The following is a 21,699-nucleotide window of genomic DNA, read 5'->3' as shown; positions in this document are numbered from 1 at the left end:
AACTACTAAATTATCAGCCTCGTTTATTATGATGCTTCCTACATTAGAAGATACTGCATCTACTGTTTTAACTAAAGTATTTAATAACATTCCACCTTTTGCAACAGCGATTAAGTCTGTAGCAATAAATACTGAACTGTCATCACTACTTATATCATCAGCTTCAAGTCTTAAAATATCTTGTGCACTTACAATACCACCTTGAACAGTTAAACTATTACTTATATCATCTGGTTTTAAAGTATCTTTTACAATAATATCAATATTTCTAGCACTGTCAAATCCAGTAAGTCCACCAACAAATCCAGTTAATGTAAAGTTATCATCAAATTGAATAAAGATATCATTTAAAGCTCTAATTTCAAAATTAATTGCTTCAATACCTGCTGTATTAATATTTACAAAACCTGATGGTGTTTCTTTTATTGTTCCAGAAACATTTGCTACACCTGAACCTGATGAATCAACAATAGACTTAATAGTATTTTCACCTGTAGATTTAATATATACTTCACTAATATTTAAATCTTTAGCTAAGATATCACCTGAAATATTAATATTTTGTTTAGAAACTAACTCTAATCTATCTTTAGCTGTAATTGTTCCATCAATAGAGATTGTTACACCTGAATTTAAAATTACTGTATCTGATTCAATATTTTCTGGTACTAATGTTGATTTATTAAAGTCTGCTGATTCTGGATCACTTACTGTTCCAAACTCAAAATGATCACCTGCTTTATAAATAATAAACTCAGGAGCATTAAAGAATCTATATAAATCAATAGTATCAAATGCTGTGAAACTTACACCTTCTGTGTAAACTAAGCTATCTGTTGAAGTATCATTTTCTACATATGATTCTGGAGTTTCAACACTAATGCTTCCTTCAGTACTTTCAAGAATAATACTTGCACCTTTGATTAAAGAATCTGCTCTTACTAATAAGTCATTTTGAGATGTAATATCTACAATAGTATCTGTTGTTGCAGCAATTGAAATATTTCCAAGTTCAAGACCTTTTGTAATGTCAGCAACTCTATCTACTTCTGTTAAAATCACATTACCTGACGTAGTAGTAATATTTGTAATTTTATTTAGTGTTGTTTCAAGTTCAATTACTCCCGTTACAGCAGTAAAATCAATTGTATCAGCAATAATATCTGCTTCATCATCACCAAAGCTTTCTTTAATGATACCACCAGAATTTAATACAATATCTCCACTAATATTATTAACTACTTGTTCTGATTCATCATTTCCAAACCAAACTTTTTGAATTAAAATATCACTATTTGCATTTATAGTAATTAGATTATCAGTTTTTACTGCATCTGAAATTTTACTTCCATCTGTATCAAATACTGCTTCAGTTTCTACATTTGTATCTGTTTTAACATTTACACTTCCAAGTTCAACAATCGCATCACTATTTACTAAAATATTACCATTAGATAAACTTACATCTTTTAATAATAATTTATCTTTTAGTGTTTGATTAACTATTAAATTACCTTTTGCATTTATATTTGCAGATAAACTATTTGCTTTTGTATCTATAACAATATTTCCAATTGAAGTTAAAATAACCTCATCGGCATTTACAAAAATATTATCTACTGCACTATCATCAAGATTAGTTGATTTTAAGATAGATGCACTTGCATTTACAGTAAAGTCCCCTCTAGTTCCTAATGAAATAGAACCTAAATATACATTACCACCTTCAGTTCTTGTTGAAACTAATTCTAAATTGCTATCAGATTGAGAAGATAAGTAATCACTTTCAACACCATCAGAGTTTTTATATGTATAAATAGTAAAATTATTAGCTGTAACAGTCATATCATTTACATCACTTACTCCTAATGTAGTAGCTTTTAAAATTTCAATATCACCTGTTGCAGTTATATCAATAGAACCGTTTTTAGCTTCTACATCAATAATCTCAAGATCTTTATCATTAATAAGAGAAATATTTCCTTTATCATTTAAGCTTAAATCTACACTGTTTACACTTGCATTTGCAAAACTTATTTTTGTTTCAGCGTCTGCTGTTAATAAATCAGTACTTATTGCACCAATACTTTGATTTACTTGACCTGCTTGAACATTCATAGTAATTGAATTTGTAGCATTTATTTTTGAACCAACAAAATTAACATTTCCACCAAATGTACCTGTTGAAATAGAGATATTTTTAGCATCTAATTCAAGTTCATAATCCCCAGTAATTCCACCATCATTTACACTATTTACTGTATTATCTCCTGCACTTAATGTTAATTGATTAGAAGCAGTGATTGTTCCACTTAAAACCATATCTGAACCAGATTTTAAAGTTACATTTGTAGATTCAATTTCAATTTGACCTTTTGTATAACCTGAAATTGTATCATTTACATCCATTGCTGCATGTTCATTTGCTAAGGCCTCAGAACCTAGTGTTAAACTATTTTTAGCTTCAATAACAACGCTATTTGTACCTATAATTTTAGCTGAGTCACTAATAGATATAGTATCATCAGAAACAAGTCTTATAGAGTTATCAGCATCAAGTTTTGAAATAGTTTCATTTGTATCACCTTCAGCCATTTTACCCTTGATATCAATAGAATTTTTTGCATAAATATCAATTGTATCAATACCATAAATATTACCAAAAATATTTGTATCAGACTTAGTTTTAATAAATAGATTATCTGCAAATAAACTATCACTATAGTCTCCACCAAGACCAACACCTTCTTCATATCTAGTTTCAGTTACAACTTGTTCTTGTGTTCCCATAATTGCTTGAGTTTCGTAAACTGTTTGAGTTTCCCAATCAATATGCTCTTTTTGTACATTTTTTGTTTCATATATAGGTCTAAAATCATAAACTGTTTGGCTTTGAGTTACCATTTGGTAGTTTAATTTGATTCTTGTATCATACATGTCATGGAATTTTGAAGTCCATTTATATTCATAATCATATTGGTCTTGTTTTACATTTACCCAAATTCTATCTCTACCTACAAGTTCAACTAATGCACCATCTTCATCAGCACCCCAAATTGGTAAATCACCTTTAGAAGAGTTATTATTACCACTCCATTCACTATTTGATAAATAATCAAGTCTGAAATCAACATCATCATAAGCATTTGCAATCATATTTAATTCAGAATAGTTATTAATAAAGTTTCCATAACCAACATCTCTCCAGTGTTTCTCCCAAGGTCCACCATCATCATCATTTGCCCAGTCAATTATTCTATCTTTATAAGTATCACTTGTTTCATAAGTATATGTATTTGAACCTAATGATTTATAAGAGAAATTCTTATATGTATTATTAAAGTCATATCCACTTTTAATACCTCCATCACCACCAGTGTGTTTAGAACCATCATCATCATCAATAATTAATAAGAAAATTGTATCCCATGAATCCCAATATGCGAACTTACCTACTACAACATTATATTGTGTTTTACTACTAACAAATTCTAATGATTGAGTATTACCATTAGTTTTATCTAATGCACTTATATAATCAGCATAAGAAACTATATTTTGACTATCTCTTTTACCTGAATTCCAAGAGTCTGTACCTTCTGCATTTTCATTACTTCCACTCCAAGACCAATAAGGGTCATAGTTTATATTCACAAACCCCTCATAAAATGCAAAACCATAATCTTCTGCGTCACTATCTTTTATATCAAAATATCTAATACCTGTTTTATCTATATAATCTGCTGTCCACTTAGCTCCAGATGTTGTATAACCAGTATCCCAAGCATTTAGACCAGAATCATTATCTGTTATAGTTGCATCAATTCCATTCCATTTACTATGAGAGAAAGTATCAGTTTCATTAGTATGTCCATTTGTTGTTGTTAAACTATTTGTTGATTCATCAAAAGTAGATGATGTTTGATCATAATAAACATTTGATTCATCTTTATATTTACCAACCCATTCTCCAATAGATACACTTCCACCACTAGTATCATAGAAACCTTTTGTAAAGCCATATTTTGCAGCTACTGCTTCTTGTTGAGCAGAAGATAATTTATCAAAATCTTTATAATCAATTACTGCACTAAATCCAAGTCTTGTTGCCTCTTGACTTTGAATTGAATATGTATCAAATTCATCAAGTGAGATTTCTTTTAACATAAATCCTACAGACTCTAAAGTTGCTATTTTTTCAGCTTTTGTAAATTTAGCTAATGTTTCACCATCAACGGTTACACTTCCTTCAAATCTATCCCAATTAATATCTAATCCACCATCAGCAACAAGTCCACCATTAATATCTGTTAAAGAAATAGTCTCTGTTGTATCAGAAACCAATACAAACCTATCATTTGTTGTATCTAGATAATATAATTTTTCAGTATCAGGGTTAAAGAAGTACTCACCTTCAGGTGCTTCAGTTAAAATTGTACTTCCATCTTTAAATAATACAGGTGTGCTTGCACCAAATTTTTCCCATTCAGTAAAACTGCTATAAACAGATTTTGCAATTGTTTTATAATAATAACCATCAACTCCATCTATTGAAACTGATCCTGTATGATTATTGTCAGACTTATAGAAATAATCAACTGAAGCTGCTAATTCACTTGCTGTTTTCCATGTATAAGTTTGATCTGCTTCTGAACCACTATGGAAATCTGTATTTGTATCATTACCCGAAAGATATTTAGCTTCACCTTGAGATACTACTCTTAAAATATCTTCATGAGCACCTTCTGGCATTACTATAAGCTTATCTCTAAGACCAGCTACATCAATTGCATAAACTTGTTCATCATTTGAAGCCCAATCAGGAGTAACTATTTGTGTACTAGCTGTACCATTTTCAACTTGATTTTTAAGAACCTTATTTTCAACTACATAATTAGCATCACCTGGTTCTTTATCTGGATCTTTTGCACTATAACTAAAGCTAAATAAAGTTTTATATCCTAAGTGATTTAAAACTGCCTGTTTCTGTGCATCATTCAATTGAGTAAATGATTTATATTTTGCTAAATAGTCTGATTTATCATAGTCATCATAATTATAAACAACCTCTTCAGCTGTTCTATTTGGCATTGCTTCATTCCCAGCATTAGCCCAATTAACATCTTTATTGTTATAATCAAGACCTTCAATAAGAACTTCTTTAAACTTCTCACTCTCTTCTGCATTTGGATTGTAGTAACCAATTTGTTCTAATGAAATATCCATAGTATAGTAATAGTTACCAACAGGTACTTCTTTTGTTCCTGTTTGCTCAGTTACTTCAGTAGAAACCCAAGTAATTTTAGGAACTTGAATTTGACCGATTGCTACTTCTTGGTATCCTGTTACATACTCTACATCTTTTGTATAACTATAAATATAAGGAATAAGAATTGTTGCAGGACCTCCATCTAAAGATGTGTCTGCATTTAATGTTACATCTCCTCCTGCAAACATTTCAATATCTTCTACTGCATTTACAATACCTTGATTACTAATAGTAATTGTTCCATCTTTTAAATCATCAAGTGTTATTTCAATATCAGGTGTAGCACCGCTTGCTGTTCCTGCTTCAATCTCACTCATTGTGTACTCTTCTAAGTCAATACCAGATAGTAAACTAATATCATTAGCACTAATATATCCTTTTACAAGTACACTATTTTGTGCTGAAATATATAAGTTTTCTGGTGTTGCTGTATCATTTCCTAATACACTAGATTTTGATAAAACAATTGTGCTTCCATCATCTTGAACAACAGTAACTCTATCTTTTGATGTATCTAAATCTGCTACACCATCATCATCGTTGTCTCCCATGTAGTTATTATCATCACCATCATCACTTCTTGAACCTACAAAACCATCAACTCTAATATCATTAGCTTTAATATGCATTAAATCTTTTGCTTTAACAATACCACCTTGGTCTGGGTCAATTGCAGAACTAATAAATACTGTTTTAACTGCTTCTAATTCAACTCTACTTATATCACTTCTTGCAGAAACTAAAGAGTTTTGAAGAACATTAATATTTTTAGCATAAACATCTATTAAATCTTTAGCATCAACTCTTGCATAATTATATTCAACACCTTCATAAGTACTTCCATCACTTAAAGTAGTTGTGTAAGTATTTGCTTGACCTTGAACAGTAATATCAGATGAAAGAGTTGTTAAAGTTACCGATTTAGTTACAGCATTTGCATTTGCATCAAGTTCTCCTACAATACCTTTAATAATAATATCATCATCAGAAGAGATATCTATAGTTCCATTATCACCTGTTTTTATAATACCACCACTTAAGTAATTTTTATTAGTTATTAAACCACTAGTAGTATCATATTCATAATCAGTAAATAATAGCTTTTCTACAAACACACCTGAACCACTAGCACCACTACCACCTTCAATAACGATACTATCATCAGCATTAATCATACTATTTACATAAATTAAGTCTTCACTTTTTAAAGTTATATCAGCACCATCATCTAATGCACTAATAATACCTTCAACATTTATCATTCCCTCAGAGAAAATATAAATACTTCCATCAGCAGTATCTGCAAAAGCTCCATCTACAGTAGAGTCAACTCTTACTGTACTAGAATTAATAATGCTAACTCCAGATCCATTATCATTTGAACCTGCTTTGATAACAATATCATTAGCAGCTTCAATAACACCACCTCTTTCAATTGTTCCAGATATAAGTTGATTTTCATCAAATGTCATACCTTTACCACCAACAGTTAATAACTCATCAACTTTGATAGTAATAACTCCACCTTGTTTAGTTAAAGAAGTAGAATTTGTATCTTCGTCAAATGTAGCTCCAGCTCTAATAGAACCAGCAACTGTTAAGTTCTTAGCAGTTACTTTTACTTCACTATTCTCTCCGCTTGTCATAATATGAGCATCATTTGCAAGAACAATATCTCCTGCTGCTTTCATATCAACATATTTATCAGCATAGATTACAACTGCACCATTTGCTTCTTCACCTACAACTGGATTGATAGTACCTAAGTAAATATCTCTTTGAGAATAAAGCTTTAGATGTTGATCAGTATTATCAATACCCATTCTTGTACCTTCAAGAACTATATCCTCTCCAGTTTGGATTTTTAATGAACCATCAAGTTCTAATGTACCACTTAAGTTAACACCCTTATCTGCTACAAAAGATACTTCATCATCATATAAAGACTCTGTTACTCTAGAACTTTTAATAACACCATCAACAGCGATATCTCCACCAGCTTTAAAGTTGATTTGAGCTCCTGTTTCAATCCATCCACTAGTTTTCGCTAAAGTTACATCTCCATAAACTGATACAATTTGAATAGATTCTAAATTAGTATTTACATTACCATCTTTATCTTTTCCAAGTACACTATCTATTACTACATCATTATATCCTGCGAAAATTATTGAACCACCTGAATCTAAAGTATTAATAGAACTTGTTCCATATGTTTTAATACTTGTAGTTCCATCTTTTTGTTCACTTCCAGCATAAATAATAATATTTTGTTGTGCAGTTAAACTTCCTTTAATATCTAAAGTATCTGCAGAGTGAATTATAATATTTGCACCATCACCTAAAGCTTTTAAATCACCTAATAAAGTACCATTATCTCCTGGATTAAGTTCAATATCTCCTTTGTGTGTTTCAATTGTTCCACCAACACCAAAGTAGAAGTTTTGATTTCCACCATCTGTTGGAGCATCTCCACTATAGAAATTAACAGCATCATATCCAGCTACATAATTAGATAAATAAATAGAACCATTAATAGCTCCTTCTTTACCTAAATTTACAACACTTCCTTTTTGTGTTGCATCAATTGCGATAGAACCTTTAGAGTTTCTATTTTCATTAAGATTAAATCCAAGAAGTTTTGCACTTGATGAAGAGGCCATTAAAACAAATGCATAGTCACTAGTTAACATGATTTTACCATCAGTAAGTCTTGCTGTAATATCACCAAAACCAACTGTATCTAATGCATTTTGAATATCTGTGATTAAATCACCTAAACCATTATTTGATGAAGTATCAGCAGCAGATATAACAACATCTTTAGTGATTTTTTCAATTCCATTATCAAACTCTATTTTTAAAGTAACATCTTCACTTAATTTTCCATAAGCAGATTCAGCAAATTTATCAGCTGTAATTTCTTCATTCCAAACACTAGCAAGAATTGCTAAATCACCACTTGAACTTAAATTAATCTCTGAGTCTTCAGAAAGTGTTTTTAAGTGAACATTTGCACCAATTACAATACCTTGGTCTTGTCTATTAAAGTAGTAACCTTCTTCACCAAGAACTGTATCATCTGCTCTATCGCTTCCAGCTCCACCTCTTACATCAATTAAACTACCTGCTGTTAAATCTCTACCTAATGTAATTTGTTTATCAGAAGAAATATAGATTTTAGAAGTATTATCATCTTTTAATTCTACTTCACTTCCAAGGTATTTACCCTCAGAGTCTCTATAATCAACTAATTCTCCACCAGCAATTATAAGTCCAGTTAAAATAGCATCACCAGATGAACTTAAATCAATAACACTATTTGTATCATAAGTAATTAATTTTGCACTTCCTGGTAAGTAAATACCAATGCCATCACTTGAAACTCCTGCATTTATTGTAATTCCTGATTTAGCTCTAATAACACCACCAATTTCAACAGCTTCATTATTAATATCTAACACTTCACCAGCAATTGAAACTTTTCCTAAGCTTGTAATTGAAACGTAAGAGTTTTCTTCATTCCAATTAAATGTCTCAGATTGAAGATTTCCACTTTCATCAAATGTTTGAGTAACAAATCCACCTGAAAGAATCATTCCTATAGCTTCTATATCATCAACTGTATTAATATTAATATTTCCACCACTTAAGTCAGACGTAATACCTGCAACAGTTAATCCTGAAGATGAAGTTAAAATAAGAGATTTATTATCATCTTCACTACTTGTTTCTTGTGTTGTTGTAATATTAATGGCTTTACTTGCAGCAATTGCAGTATCAATATATACTTGTTCACCAGCCGTAATATTTACAACTGAATCACCTTCATTATAAGTAACTCCTGTACTTCCAATAGCACCACCAGCAACAACTCGTCCATAGATATCAACATCTTTTCCACCAGAAAGAGTAATTGTTGTTCCTTCATCTTTCGAATTTAATGTTGATGTTGCATGAATATAAAGTGATGTATCTTTTGCACTATCTTCAACTGTAACTTTGTCAGATAAATCAATTCCACCAAGTAAAGTAATATCACCTGTAACATCAGCTTCACCTTCCCAGTAAACCCAACTATCTGATTGAACTGTTAATGTAGAATTTTCTCCATAAAGATTAATATTACCTCTAATTACAGTATCATTATTACTAGAAATTACTAAGTCTTTATTATCCTCAAGTACTGTAATTGTACCAGTTAATAAGAATCCATAACCTCTTTGTCCTACTAATTCATGTGGATCTTGGATTTGAATCTCTTCAAACTCACCATTACCATCAGTATCAGTTGCATATAACATATACTGTGTATTATTAGTTTCATCAGTAACAAGCCATCTATTAGCACTATTTCCTAAGTTATAATCACTGTTGTTGTAATCAATACCCTCTATAAAACTTTGAACAATATATTTATCTTCACTAGAAGCATTTACATTATAATATTGAGGAGCAGAATACTCTTTGTAACCAAGTGAACTTAAAATTGCACTTTGTTGTTCTCCACTCATTTCATCAAATGTCATATCAGAAGAAGGTATTTCTACATCACTCCAAGAAACTTTAGAGTTTTCATAATCAACACCTTCAACTAATGTTAGAGTATATTTATTTAAATCTGTATTGTAATATGTTACTCCACTATATAATTTATACTCTAAAAACTCTAATACTTTTGTTTGTTGATCTTTCGATAGAACTTCAAAAATAGCATCTTTTGCAGGTGCTTTTTCATTACCATTTTCGTCAGTATCCCAAGTAATATCTTCAATTGTATAATCAACTCCTTCTGTAAATGAAGTTGCAAAAGTAGGTGTACCTTCAGTAGTATTAATATAAACTTTTCCTGTAAATTCAGAATAACCTAACTCTTCTAAAACAATATTTTTCTGAGCAATTGATAATTGTTCAAAAGTAGTTCCTTCAGCTGGCGTTTCTACACCACCAAAATCAATTTGAGAGAACATATAATTTGCTTGGCTTCCAGTCTCTCTTGCTTCTTGGAATTTTAAAGAATCATTTGCATTAAGATTATAATATGTTCCCGTTTCATAAACATCAAACCCTAATGAATGAGCAATAACTTTTTGTTGTTCTAAATTTAATGATGAGAAGTTACCTGTTGGCGTTGATGAATTTTCTCCCCAATATACATATTCATTTTTATAATCAGCCCATGTCCCCTGAGTAAATCCTTCAACTATTTTCATACCTGCTTGTGCATCATAATTAAAGTACTTAGGATCTCTTTGTTTTGTGTATTCAACAGTAGATAATTCAAAGTCTAAAGCATCTGAAATCACTTGTTTTTGCTCAGATGTATAGTTTTCAAAGAATGTATCCTCATCAGGCTGTTCTACGCCTAACTCAGACCAATCAACTCTTACATTTCTATAATCTACATATTCTCTTTTTTCTTCATAGATTGGGTCACTTGCATTACCTTCACTATCTTTGTTATATCCAGTAATTACATTAAATATAGCTGTAGGTGTATTTTCAATTACTTCTTGTTCATAACCAAGAGTATTAGCAACTCTTTCTTGTTGTTCATATGTTAAATCATCAAATGAAGCATTTGCAGCTGGTGTTCCAACCCCTGTCCAATCAATTAAAGAATTATCATAATCAACAATATCACCTTCAAAGAATGAAGTTTTAAGTTCACCTGTTTCTGGATTATAAAAAATTGTACTTGTTGCTTTTTTATATCCCATTTCAATTAATTGAGAACTAGTATAAATATTTCCTGAAATAAACTCTGTTATAACAGGATTATCACTATTTGGATTGAAATAGAATGTTTTATCTTCACCTTCAATATCAACTAATGTATACCCTAAATCAGCAATAATCATTTTTTGAGTAGCTTCATCTAAATCTGCAAAAGTCTTATAATTTTCTATTGCTGTAATAGTTAAGTTATCACTTATACTTAAATTTTCACTTGCAAATAGTTCTAGAATTGCTGAATCTAATGATTTATCTTGTGCATTTAATTTTTCTAAAATAGCTTCTGTTATAGATGTTGAAGCAATTTTTTCTCCAGGGATTGTGTCAAAGTAATCTTCATAATCACTAAATGAACCACCACCTACTAAATTCATTGCACCATTTGCTGTAATAGAACCAGCTAATAACATCTCACCGCTTGTAGTTAAATTCATAGAAGTATTAATACCAGTTGCAATTGCTATTGGAGTTGATCCTTCATCCTCAAACTTAGCACCAGCAGTTACAGCACCTCCACTATTTATATGTAAATAATCTTCACCTGTAAGGTTAATAGAAGAGTTATCTGCTCTTGCTGCAACAACTGCACCTTCAAGGATAGTAAGCCCTGAAGCACTCGTCATATTTATTATAGAGTCTGTACCAAACACCTCGATTGCAGTTGCACTGTAAATAGATCCTAAAGTATCAATATTTATAGTTGCATTATCACTTAAAGTAACTATTGCACTACCTTGATCTGCTGTGAATGAATTTGCTTCACTTCCATAACCAACTAAAGTATTTCCATTTACTGTATTTAAAATGTCAATATCAATTAAAGTATTAGCTTTAATCCATCCCCCTACTAACATTTGTTCATTTGCAACTATATTAATCTCTTCACCCGTAATACCTGAATCAGGTCCACTTAATGGAGTATTAATATTTGCTTTTTGAACATCAAATAAATCAGATTCAAAATTAATAATAGTTTCTGATTGAACATCACCAACAATATTAATTCTATTTGCAGTAAATTTAACTAAATCAGTTAATTTAGATCTAAAATCTCTACCAGAAACTACTTTATTTTCAAGGTCACCTATCATCATTAAAGTATCATCTGATTTATGTCCAATATAAATATAAGCAAAACCATCTACAAGAGCATCAAAGTCTTTCATAGAGAAGTCTAAATATCCATTTGGTGCACCTAAGGAGAAGTCATTACCATATCTAGAACCACCAGCTCCACCAAGTCTATAATCTTGATCTAATGATTTTGATACAATATGTAATTCACCTAAAGATTTAACTTTATCTCTACCACTATCAAAATCAATATCATCTGCTGTTATTGTAATATCATTACCAGAGTTTTCTGTAGAAATAACACCACTTTGAAGATGTAATAAAGCATCTTTTTTATCTAATGTAATGTCAATTAAACCATTTAAAGTATATAAACCACCATTTACTCTATTATTACTTACTATGTTTAACGAATCAGTTTCATTTATAACAATATTTGCATATTCAGAAGTAATTGCTTTATTTATAATCGTTAAGTTTTCAAGTGTACTATTTAAAGTTCCATAAATTCCATAACCATCTAGAATTAAACTACCGTTTGGCATATTAAATGTTGTATTTCTAATATCAATAATATCAGATGAAGATTCTAAAATTAAACTCCCACTGTTCATATTAACATTTTGATTTGCAATGTCAATCTTACCTGATGACTTAATCTCAATTGATGTTTTACTTATAGTATGGTCATCTGTTGTTTCGATAACTGTTAAATCTGAAGTATCTTTAATATAAATATACTCTAAAGAATCATCAAATGTAGTAGTTCTATATCCATAGTTTATAGATTCATTACCTAACTCAAAGATACTATCTGAAGCTACTGTATCAAAAATAATTTTATCAATACCATTACCAGCAATTAGATCTAAACTTCCACCATTTGTAGTTGAGTAAATTGTATCATTTCCACTTCCTGCATTTACTGTATCATCAGCACTTTCAATATAAATAACATCATCTCCACCAGAAGTATTTGCTATATTTTTTCCACTTCCCATGAAAACATATTCTACAACTTCACTTCCATAGAATTCATCATTTCCACCTTCTCCATAGAAGTAAGCTTTATCAATACTATTTACAAAAGAGTCTCTTCCAGCACCACCATAGAATTTACTTCCACTCTTACCACCAAAAGTTAAGAATTCATCATTTCCTTCTCCACCTTTAAGTTCTAATAATTTTGTAACACTATTATCAATAAAGAATGTATCATTTCCAGAACCACCATCTGCAACAATTTTATTAATACCACTATATTCTTCTTTAAATCCTAATGCTTCAACAACTACTGTACCATCTTTTTTCTCAGTAATTGTATACATTTCATTTGTTACATCTTTATAATGAGGATCATTAGGGTCTACTTCTCTTTTATCCCATCTATCACCAACATTTAAGTATAAAGTATCTCCACTTTTCGTAGCTAAAATTGGATCTGGAATTCCCCATGTCCATAATACATCACCACTAACACTAATACCAGCAACAGTAGCAGTAGCTCTTAAATATGCAGTTGATGGAGTTAATTCAATCTCTCCACTAAATCCAGCTAATGTAGTATTAATTTCAAATAAACCTAAATCAATATGAACATCTAATGAACCATAAGCTGATGCTGCAAAAATTTTATTTCCTAATGTAATAGACATTCCAGCATTTAATTTTAAAGGGCCAAGTCCTATACTAAAGTCAACTCCACCTTTAATCATGAAGTTTCCATCACTTCTAATAAATCCACTAATATTAATATCAACAAAGTTAAAGAAGTTTAGATTTGCTCTATCTATTCTAATTTCAAATACATCATCAACAATACTAACACTTCCGGCAAAATCAACATCAAATGCTAATATTTTAAGCGCACCATTAAGCTCTAAGTTAAATAGTGTATTGGCTTTTACTCCTGCATATTCATTTGAACTACTTGTATTTATTTCTAAGGTTGCACCTGCTTGAATTCCAATAACATCAATTCCAAGTTCAACATCAGTAGCAACTCTCATTGCAAATACTGGACCTTCATCTGTATTTAAAATAGCAATTGCACCTTCAACATTAATATTTCCTAAGTTTCCTAACTCTAATGTTAATTGTGCTTGTGCCTCGAAACCTTGTTCATTAATTAGAAGTTCCATAGCACCATACATTGTTACTGCATTACCAATAACAATTTCTGCACTACCTGCTATAAATAATGAAGTTGGATCTAAATCAAGATTAATAAATTCACCTGTTAAATTACCATCTGCATCTAATTCTAAACCTTTTACTTGTTGAGTTGAAGATGTAGTATTAATTTGGAAAATAAATCCACCTGAAATAGTGAATACTCCAGCATCTATAATTGTTGAACCTCCACCAAATGGATTTCCAACCATTAATGAACCATATAAACCTTCAGTTCCTAATCCTAAAGTTCCAGCTACTCCAATTTCACTTAAACCTTCGATAATTAGTAATGCACCAATATTCATTTCAGTAAGTAAGCTTGAACCACCATCATCCATACTAATTAAGATGTCAAACTCACCTTTTAAATCTACCATACTTAAAAGATTTAAGTTTCCTTCTCCAGAAAGAGAAATATATGCATCTACTGGCTCTGTTTTTCCAGGAGGTGTATTTGAAACTTCAATAGTTTCATACCCTACAGTATCTTGTAAGTTTTTAGGTACATTATATGTAAAGTCTTCACCTGTAGTGTTCATTAAGAATTGAAGTTTTGCATCTAAAGTAAATACACCATCAATACCGAAACCTGTACCTAAATTAAATTTACTTATTACACCTTTTTCATTAAGTACAAATAAACCAGATGCATCAGCTTCAATAATTCCACTTGCAATATTAACTTGTCCATCAAAGAATAACTCGATTCCACCACTTGCACTAACTTCCATAGATAAAGCAGCAGTTACACTTACAAAATTAGTATTAGAGTTTGGATCATAAACTCTCATTGTAGCAGCACCAGAAATACTTAACATTAAGTCATCTAACTCTCCGAAGCTTAATCTTAAGTTTTCATTTACTTCAAGTGCATAATCACCTCTAATACCTGTATCTTCATCTAACTCACCAGATCTTGAGAAGTCAACAATTAGTAAAGGATTTACTGCTTGGTTAACAAGGAAACTAAAGCTTTCAGCTTTTAGTTCTACTCCTGGGATACCAACAAGTTCAATACTTCCAAGAGTTGCAACCATACCCATATAAACATTTGCTTTTCCTGCTATATTTAAAGCAGCCTCAGCAGCAATATCACCTGCTTCAGACCCTGTATCAACATTCCAATCAACTAAAGCAGTAGTTTGTCTCATAACAGACATACCAAGATTTAAATCTTCAACAGCAATACCTACAACACCTGTTGCTCTAGCACCACCATCTTCATTTGTAATTTGACCATCACCATTAGCATCAATCCAGTAACCACCTTTTACAGGCTGACCAATATATCCATAAGCTTCGATAATTCCAAAGTTTAAAGTTACAGCTGAACCAACACCTTCATTTCCATCAATTACATCAATAAAAGTTACATCTTGAACTTTTTTACTTATAACTACACCTGCACTTACTTGAAGTACACCCATAATTTGAAGTTCACCATAACCTTTAATTTCAATAACTTCTGTATCAAAGTCAAGATAGAAAGCACTTAAACCACTTGACATTTCAAGTCCTTTGTTTAACTCTCCATCTAAATTTGTATCTTCACCTTCATCTAAAATACCATTGTTATTAGTATCTTCACCTTTGTATGAAGCTTTATAATCTATATTTGGTAAAGCACCTGCAGCTAACGCTACTGCATATGCAGCATAAGCAGGTCCAGGTAACATTGATTGAGGAACATATAAAGTATTGATATTTACTTGCACATCTTGTAGATTTGCTTCAACATAATCATCAACACCAATTAATCCAGCATAATCAATTCCAACTTTTAATGAAACAAATTTTGGCACAAAGTTACCAGCTCCTGGAATTTGTGCTAAACTTGGAGTCATAATAGCAAAGGCAATATCTGCATCTACTAAACTAACTCCCATAGACTCACTATTAGCCCATTTTTCTTCGTCACCAACAATCTCACCATCATTATTTAAATCTTGCCATGGTGCCCCACCAACTCCTGCAAATCCATAAAGATTTGTTGCAGCAATTGAAATTCTATCAACATTCATTCTGATTTGGTCATCTTCTAAACCATCATCAGTTCCTGTTACAGCTTTAAATCCTTGAACTAAAGGTGCTAAATCACCAGTGTTTACAACAACTTGTTCAACATTTGACATAGTAAATTTAAAGCCACCTCTTAAGTAAAGGAACTCAGATACTTGAAGTTGAGCAACTCCAACTTCAACTTCAATAAGATTATTTTCATAATCTAAATAAACAGGTTCTCCACCAGTATTTATTGCAAAGGCATCTTCATTTATTTCACCATCTAGATTTAAGTCTTCATCCTCATCTAAAATACCATTTCCATTTGTATCTTCTGTGAAGTCTGCAAATGATTCTTTAAAGTTAATTGAAGCAGGGCCTAAAACTCCACCCCATTTTGGACCATTGTTAAATCTAACAGCAATATCTCTACCTTCTAAAACGACAGTTGCATCTAATACACCATTTCCATTAGAGTCTTCACTTATTGTTTCAAGTACTAAATCACCATTATCATCGTACTTATAAGTATTGATTTTTTTATCAATTTTTCCATTACTATTAATATCTTCACCAAGACCTACAAGACCTATTTTATTAGCAGTAATATTAACTGCATAGAATTTATCTAAGTAGTCTTTTAATATTGGTGTTTGAGTACTAAATATACCCATACCAAAATCAAGGTCATCTATTACAACTCCAGTTGCACCTGCATTGTAATAGAAGTCATTATATTTATTTCCATCACCATCACTATCAACTGTCCAATCAAAGTCTTGTTTGTATGGTCCACCAATACCAACAAAGGCTTGAATATTTGAAGCACCTATAGTCATAGTTGATACTTCTACACCACTTAAAATAGAATAGTCTTCATTTATACCAAGACCACCTACTCCTAAAATATCATCAATAATTCCATTAATTCCAGGAATTAATCCTGCAGCAACACCGATATCCCCAAGTCCTGTATTTATAGATACTTCTTCAATTGGTCCCTTTTCAAAGGCAAATGAACCTTGAAGATATAAGAACTCATCAATTCTTAATAAAGCCTGACCAATTTCAACTGCCATTCTTTCTTGACCATCATAATCTAAAGTTAAGAATGACTCTCCACCTGTTGGTAATTTAAATCCATTATCTTCTGAGCTTGAATATGTAGATTCCCAATCAATAACTGCTTTTTTCTGTAAGTATCCTGTTCCCCAAGTTCCACCAGTATTTACAGCAACATTTATATCTTTTGCTGTTAAATCTAAGAAGTCAAAACCTACTAAACCAACACTTTCAGATGTAACTTTTAATGAAGTAAATTGTTTTAAGTATTTAACTTCTCCAAGTTTTGTAACTTGACTAAATAAACCAAGTCCAAAATTAGTGTTTTCTATTGCAAATCCCATTGCAGATTGGTTTACTTCATCTTCTGAAGTCATTCTTCCATCATTGTTTGTATCTTGGAAATATGGCCCTAATCCTGCAAATACATTTACATCACTACCACCAACTGTTAAAGTAGAAACTTTTACATTTTTAATAGTAGAGAAATCTAATCTATGGAAATTATCTAATGCAAACTCTAACATAGAATCAGCACCACTAAAGCTGTTCATTAATTCTAAAGCACCATCAAGACCTAAATCTAATGTTAAAGCATTTAGTAATACAGCTTTCAGTTCATGTGGAGCTAAGAATGGTAAATCAATAAGTTTTAAGTTTGTAGATACATCAACTTCAATATCTGCACCTTTTTGAATAGATAATCCACCTACAATTTGTACAAAATCACCTACTGTAAGTTCAGCATACTCAATATCAATACCATAAGTTTCAATACCTTTTGCATCTAATACAAATGCAACTTCATCGCTTGTAGAAACTCCACCACCTGAAACACCTTCAGTTATTTCAAGATTGTTAGTTGAATAATCAATTACTCTTCCACTACTTGATTTTGTATTTATAACAACTTCTAAACCTTGAACTTCCATATCAAAAGCACCAGCTGTTTTGAATGAAACTTCTTCAGCTTTAGCTTGAGCAGTAATCCAATAGTTTTTAGGATTAAAACTATCTAATGCAACTGCTAATCCAAATCCAACATCAGTAAGTCCAAATCCAAACTCATCATCAGTTCCTTCATTTACTCCAGCAAAAGCACTATCAATTTTTGCACCTAAAGTAAGCATATCAACCATTCCAGTTGAACCATCATCAAATGTAACAGTTTGGAACTCTTTTACTAAAGCAAATTCATCCTCTTTTTCGTAAAGACCAAATAGATTAATATCCATTAGACCTTCAAGCTTCATTACATTTTCTTGAGCCATATCTAAAGATACAACACCAACATTTAAATTTGAAGCTGAGTAATTTACTCCTGAAATTTTTGGAGCTGACATATTTAATGAAATATCAAGATTTTCTACACCAATTTCTAAACCATCAACACCAACAAACTCTGCATTTAAAGCAGTAGCTTTTAATGATGTCCAGTTATGAGCTGAGTTAGCTCTACTCTCTAACATAGCTAATGCAAAATTAACACCTGTTAATTCAAAACCTACTTGATAATCATCAAATGCTAAACCAGCAAAAGCATTAACATTTGTACCTGATAATGTCATAGCATTTGTACTAACTTCAGTACCATCAACTAATGTCACATCTTGTACAGATTTTTCAAATGCAAAGTTTCCATTTACTGTAAAGAAGTTGAATAGATTTACATCTAAATCACCTTGAACTTTATACATTTCACCTGTAATAGAAGTATCTAAAGTAATAGTATCTGAAATTTTAACTTCTTTAGCACTATAATCAATAGCAACTCCATCCCAAGCAGAGTTTATAGTTAGATCTACAGTAGTTGCAGCAATATTTACACCATCAATTCCACCAAAACTTACTTCATTTGCAGTAGCTTTACCTGAAATCCATCCTCTTGAACCATCAGTATATAAGGCAAATCCAATATCAACATCATCTATTGCAAAGCCAACATCACCTATTCCTGCTTTTGCACTAATTCCACTTTTTGCAAATTTATACATAGCTACAGAAGTAGTTGTACCATCTGAAAGTTGAACTGTTTCTAAATATTGTCTTAAAGTATAGAAAACATCATTTTCATAGAAACCAAATAAATTTAATTTTAAACTACCTTCAATTTGGGCATAAGAACCTTCACTTCCATCAATCGAAATAGATACAGTTTGAGACTCATCAAATGGAGATACCACTACTAAAGCATTTACACTAGTATCAACAGCACTTCCATCAAGAGCTGTTTTATTATATTCGATAGTTATATCATTTCCAGAAATACCTAATCCATCTACACCTACAAATCCAATAGAACCTACATTTGCTTGTAATGATGTCCAAGATCTAGCTGTTCCAGACTGAACTTTCTCACTCATAATAGCAAGGGCGAAATCTGCTTCTTTTAATTCAAATCCAACACTTCCCATACCTGCAAAAGCATTAACGTTAAATGCTGCCATTGTTAACATTTCAACTTCTACATCTTGTGTTGTTCCATTATCATAAACAGAAACTGTATCAGATTTTTTAGAGAAGTCTAATTGTGCATCTATTTGAACAAAATCAAAAATATTTATATTAATAGCACCAGATACAAGTAGAGTTTGTCCTGACATACTTAAATCTAATGTTCCAATTTTTACACTACTTGTACTATTTGCATAATCAACTGCAACACCAGAACTTGCAGTGTTAATAGTCACATCTAAATCAGTAGCACTTAATGTTAAGCCATCAACACCTTCAAACTTAACACTGCTTGCATTAGCAATTAAAGACGTCCAACTTCTGTTTGTGTTAACATCATTTAATAAAGCTAATCCAAAAGTTACATCTTGTAAATCAAAACCTATTCCATTTACACCAGCAAAAGCAGTAATATTTGATCCACCAAATGCTAAAACATCAACAGTAACATTTGAACCATCAGATAATTTCATAACTTTTTGTGATTTTTCGTAAGAGAATCCACCTTGTAATGAAACAAAACCATCAATATTTAAACTTAAGTTACCAGAAATAGCTACACTTTTTGCAGTAGTAGTAAATGTATAACTATCACTTGGTCCTGTTGCAACTTCTAATATAGTTTTACTAAAGTCAACTGTTGATTTATCTACACTACTTTCAAGATTAAACTCTACATTAATATCACTAACACTCATATCAAAAGCATCAATATTTTCTTTGAATGTTGCAGTTGCTACACTACCTTTTAAAGCAATCCATTCTCTTCCTGATGTTTTCTTTTCAGAAATAATTGCAAGAGCTAAATTAAGACCTGTTGCTTCAATACCAATAGCTTCACTAGTATTGTAATTCACACCAGCAAAAAGATCCATATCACTTAATCCAAACGTCATAACATTTGCATCAAATGAAGTTGTTTTTCCTGTTAACGTAGTTTGAATGCTTGATTTACTAAATGCAAATCCACCATCAATATAAACAAAGTCAGCAATTTGTAAAGTTATATCACCAGCAACTGATAATTGAGAACCTTTTTTACCATCTATATCAAACTCTACATATTGTGTAACACCACTATCATTTGTTCCTGTTGCAACGTTGAAAGTTTTTCCATCAGATTTCATCTTAGCAAAATCAATTACACTCTCATCACTTGCTGCATTATTTACTAAAATATCTGAGCTATTAATTGAAGCAGTTAAGCCATCAATTCCTTTTAGTGCTGCACCACCACTACCTAATGCTGCTGTCCAAGTTCTATTACTTGATTTATCTTTAAAGATTCCAACTGCTAAATTAACATCACTGAACTCTATACCAATATCATCATCTTTAGTTTCAGTTCCTTGATCATATCCTGCTAAAGCATCAACACCATATAAACCTAATGTTAATAGTTCAGTATTAACAGATGTATTTTTAGCTGTAGTTTTGTTGTAAACATCTACTGTTTGGTTTGCTTGCTTACTTACTGCAAACCCTCCATCTACTTTTACTACTCCAAACAAGTCTATTGTCGCTTGTCCTGCTACCTCTAAGAAATCACCTCTTGTTCCATCTAAATTGAAATCTACATATTGTGTCTCACTATTCTCATCTGTTCCTACTGCTACACTTAAGTCTGTTCCTAACGTATCTGTATCACTTGTTAAATAGTTTACTACTGTTGAGTCTGTCGCTTGTTTATTTACTAATACATTTGTCTTATCTACTGACATTGTAAGTCCAGGTACTCCTTGGAAACTTACACTACCTACATTCGCTTGTACTGTTGTCCAACTTCTTGTCCCTGACTTCTCTTTCATCATTGCTACTGCTAAATCTACATCTTGCAGTAATAATCCTACATCATCTGTAGTTGCTTCTGTACCTTGGTCATACCCTACTAGTGCATTCGCTCCTGTTAATCCTATTGTCATTAACTC

General features: G+C 31.3%; 1 protein-coding gene (only partly in view). It reads right to left on the bottom strand.

The window, feature by feature from the left end; translation table 11 throughout:
- On the bottom strand, nucleotides 1–21,699 hold part of the coding region annotated (locus ACH5BF_RS13685) for a hypothetical protein (RefSeq protein WP_423274823.1) (this coding region is incomplete at both ends). Its footprint begins 7,754 nt before the window's first position; 21,699 of 29,453 annotated nt are visible.

This window comes from Arcobacter pernae (assembly GCF_049472135.1).
GTDB lineage: Bacteria > Campylobacterota > Campylobacteria > Campylobacterales > Arcobacteraceae > Arcobacter_B.
This window is presented reverse-complemented; position numbering and strand designations above follow the sequence as displayed.